Below are 3,009 nucleotides of genomic sequence, written 5' to 3'. Positions count from 1 at the left end.
GACCGCGCCGCCGGGTCACGCTCCCTGTAAGCCCGAACCGTCTCCGTTAAAAACATAAGGGCCATGCGAATTTCCGTGGATTATCTGACCATAAGCAGTCTATATTAGCAGACCTGAGGGGAAACCCAAACGGTAATCCGTCTGTCATGCCACCAAAAGCCTTGAGGAGCACTTAGGTATCCGGGCCCCAGAGGTCAACAATCGGATGGTTGAAGGACGGTCAGCAGCCGGGAAATGCTCCCGGCTAACTTGTGCAGCTACACGGTAATTATGAAAGACGAGTTAGAGAATGCCTGAAGTGATGTTTGCCGGGCCGGAAGGCCGCCTGGAAGGACGTTACCACCATGCCAAGGAACGCGGCGCCCCGCTGGCGCTCGTCCTGCACCCGCACCCGCTGCATGGCGGCACCATGAACAATCGTATCACCTACTCCATGTATCAGGTGTTCCAGCGCCTCGGCTTCTCCGTGATGCGCTTCAACTTCCGCGGCGTCGGCCGCAGCCAGAGCAAGTTTGACGGCGGCATGGGCGAAATCAACGACGCCGCCGCCGCGCTGGACTGGATGCAGGCCCTCAACCCCGGCCATGGCGGCCTGTGGATCTCCGGCTACTCCTTCGGCGCCTTCGTCGGCATGCAGCTGCTCATGCGCCGGCCGGAAGTCTCCGGCTGGGTCTCCGTCGCCCCGCCCGCCGCGCATTATGATTTCGGATTCCTCGCCCCCTGCCCGTGCAGCGGGCTGATGATCCACGGCGATTCCGACGAAATGGTGCCCGAAATCTCAGTGCGCAAACTGGTTGACAAACTCAACCTGCAAAAAGGCGTCGCCATCGACTATCGCGTGTTCGAAGGTGCCGATCATGTATTCGCCAACCATGCGGACAAAATCGCCGAAGCCGTTGAAGGCTACGTCGCCCAGTCCCTGGCCCGCAAGCAAATGGCCCTGGCGGCCGACTAACCAGCCGTAATGCTCATGCCGGCACAAACCGGCATGAGCATTTTCCGCCATTTCGTTGTTTTTTCACAACAAACCCGCACAAATTGGGGTGCAAGAAAAAAATTAACCCGCACTAACAACGCATTACAGCTCATTCTTCATAAACGCTCCCCGTGGAGCATCACTCAGCGCGGCCGCAGCTTGCGCCCCCGCACCAGCTCGCTCACCACACCATGCAGCGTATTCAGCTCCTGGCGGGTAATCTCCCCCCGGTTAAAAAAATGCCGCAGATTGCGTATCATCCCCGGCCGCTTCTGCTCATTCTTTAAAAACCCGGACTCATCGCACTCACGGATCAGATGCACCATAAAATGGTCGAGATCCGCCTTCGTCGCCGGCACCGTCTCATTGGTCTGCAATTCGCGCATCGGCTGCTCGTCCTGGCGCGCCAGCCACCATTCATAGCCAAACACCATCACCGCCTGCGCCAGATTGAGCGACATGAACCCCGGATTCAGGTCATAGCGGATCAAACTATCCGCGCAGGCAATATCATCATTATCCAGCCCCGCCCGCTCCGGCCCAAACAACACCCCGGTGCGCAGCCCCCGCTGGCCGATGGCCACAACCTCCGCCGCGCCGCCGCGCGCGGTCAACACGGGTTTTATGATATGCCGCGGCCGCGGGCACGTCGCGAACACCCGGTGCAAATCCCCCACCGCCGCCGCCACGCTGTCAAACACCACGGCTGAGTCCAATATCCGGTGCGCTCCCGCCCCCGTCCGCCAGGCCCGCTCCTGCGGCCAGCCATCACGCGGCGCCACAATGCGCAGATGAAACAACCCGCCATTGCCCATCGCGCGCGCCACCGAGCCGATATTCTCCGCCAGCTGCGGGCGCACCAGAATCACCACCGGCGACGGCTCAATCGGCGACAGTTCCGCCCCTCCGTCACGCCCGGTCATTTTTTTGCTCCGTAACGTGTTGCACGAAGATCATAGCTTTCGCAACGTGTAGGCGCCATGCGGACCGTCCTCGATGGTGACGCCATGTTTAGCCATCTCGTCGCGAAGCCGGTCTGATTCTGTAAAATTTCTCGCGGCCCGCGCGACCACGCGCGCCTCAACTAGCGCCTGAACCGCAGCAGAAAGCCCTCCCCTGAACCACTCTTCCGGAGATGCATTAAATAATCCCAAAACCTGTCCCGCCGCCAGCAACCCCGCCGCCGCCGCCGCATCACCCGCAAGGGCAGAATCGGCCAAAACGTGCAAGCCCGCAATCGCCCCCGGCGTATTCAAATCGTCCAACAGCGGCGCCATAACGCTCTCCGGCACATCCCCTGCCTGCACACCGTAATGTCTCTCCAGCGCGCGATAAAACCGGTCCAGCTCGCGCTTAGCCTCCACCAGCCCATCATCGGAAAAATCCAACGTCGAGCGATAATGTGACCGCATGAGCATAAACCGCACCGCCTCGCCCGGGGCTTTGTCCAGCACATCCCGCAGCACCAGAAAATTCCCGAGCGACTTGCTCATCTTCTCGCCGTTCACCAGCAGCATGCGGTTATGCACCCACACATTGGCAAAATGCGACCCCGGAAACGCGCAGCATGACTGCGCGATCTCATTCTCATGATGCGGAAAAATCAGATCATCCCCGCCGCCATGAATATCAAAATTCTCGCCCAGATGCTTCCAGGACATCGCCGAGCACTCGATATGCCATCCCGGCCGCCCGCGTCCCCAAGGGCTCGGCCAGCCCGGCAGATCGTCCGAGGAGGGCTTCCAAAGTACAAAATCACCCGGATCGCGCTTATAAGGCGCCACATCCACCCGCGCCCCTGCGATCAGATCCTCCGGCGAGCGCCCCGAAAACTTCCCGTAATCAGCATCCGACGCCACGGCGAACAACACATGCCCCTGGGCTTCATACGCATGCCCGTTGGCAATCAAACGCTGGATGATCTCGATGATCTCGCCCAGATGCTCCGTCGCCCGCGGCTCGATATCGGGGGGGAGCGCATACAGCGCCCCCATGTCCTCATGATAATAGCGGATCGGCCCCTCGGTCACCTG

General features: G+C 60.5%; 3 protein-coding genes. 1 reads left to right on the top strand and 2 read right to left on the bottom strand.

Annotation, left to right across the window (positions count from 1 at the left end; translation table 11 throughout):
- The first annotated feature begins 289 nt into the window (after window positions 1-289).
- Window positions 290-955: an alpha/beta hydrolase gene (locus HKL97_RS11085; RefSeq protein WP_291425292.1), complete on the top strand. Its 666-nt coding sequence runs from the start codon at window positions 290-292 to the stop codon at window positions 953-955.
- Window positions 956-1,119: 164 nt separating this feature from the next.
- On the opposite strand, the gene HKL97_RS11080 is transcribed toward HKL97_RS11085, so the two are convergent.
- Complete coding sequence (locus HKL97_RS11080; RefSeq protein WP_291425291.1) at window positions 1,120-1,899, bottom strand: RNA methyltransferase; 780 nt, start codon at window positions 1,897-1,899, stop codon at window positions 1,120-1,122.
- A 30-nt stretch (window positions 1,900-1,929) separates the two neighbouring features.
- On the bottom strand, window positions 1,930-3,009 hold a 1,080-nt coding region (locus HKL97_RS11075; RefSeq protein ID WP_291425290.1), incomplete at its 5' end, for a cysteine--tRNA ligase.

This window comes from Acidocella sp. (assembly GCF_013044125.1).
In the GTDB taxonomy this organism is placed as follows: domain Bacteria; phylum Pseudomonadota; class Alphaproteobacteria; order Acetobacterales; family Acetobacteraceae; genus Acidocella.
This window is presented reverse-complemented; position numbering and strand designations above follow the sequence as displayed.

Excerpts from the sequence above, each read along its gene's own strand:
- HKL97_RS11080 (WP_291425291.1), bottom strand. The coding sequence starts at position 1,899 with ATGACCGGGCGTGACGGAGGGGCGGAACTGTCGCCGATTGAGCCGTCG.
- HKL97_RS11085 (WP_291425292.1), top strand. The coding sequence starts at position 290 with ATGCCTGAAGTGATGTTTGCCGGGCCGGAAGGCCGCCTGGAAGGACGT.